1 protein-coding gene is annotated in these 607 nt (G+C 65.7%); it reads right to left on the bottom strand.

Annotated elements, in window-relative coordinates; translation table 11 throughout:
- Positions 1–607: PhzF family phenazine biosynthesis isomerase (locus EN745_RS35570; RefSeq protein ID WP_145992365.1), on the bottom strand; the 607-nt coding region annotated here is incomplete at both ends.

Here is a 607-nt window from a genome sequence, read left to right as displayed (position 1 = left end):
TGACGGCATGTCCGCCGATGCGGGCGGCGGCCAGTTTGCTGCCATCGACATTGAGCTCGAGGCGGATTCGCGACGGCCGTCCCATCTCCAGCCCCTGCTCGATCCAGAGCTGCGAAATGCCGTCGGTCGGGCCGTCGAAATGCATGATGGCGCCGGCAAAGGCTGCCGCTGCCGAGCCAGTCGCCGGGTCCTCATAGGAGGGGCTGCCGGGCACGATCATGCGCACATGGAAGGCGCTCTCGTGGTTGACCGTCTCGCGGCAATAGACATAGGGACTGGCGAAAGCCCATTCGCTCTTTCGCGGCGCCAGTTCCGACCATGCCTGGTTGTCCAGCCGGATTTGGCCCGCCGCCTTCAGGTCGGCGACCGGAATGGTCACGTAGGGCACGCCGGCCGACCAGAACGAGACGCGGTGATTCTCAAAGCCGATCTCATGCGGTCCAAGGCCAAGCGCGGCGCCGATCGCTTCCGCGTCGGCGGAGAGCTCCAGCGGCTCCGGCAGCTTCGCCAGGTCGAACTCGGCGAAAGTGGCGCTGTCATGCTTGCTCACCGCGCAGCGTACCGGGCCGATATTCTCTTCAAGAACGAAGATGCCGGCGGTCTCGCC

This window comes from Mesorhizobium sp. M4A.F.Ca.ET.022.05.2.1, assembly GCF_003998845.1.
Taxonomy (GTDB): Bacteria; Pseudomonadota; Alphaproteobacteria; order Rhizobiales; family Rhizobiaceae; genus Mesorhizobium.
Note: the sequence above shows the minus strand (reverse complement) of the source record. Positions and strands in the feature narration are given on the sequence as shown.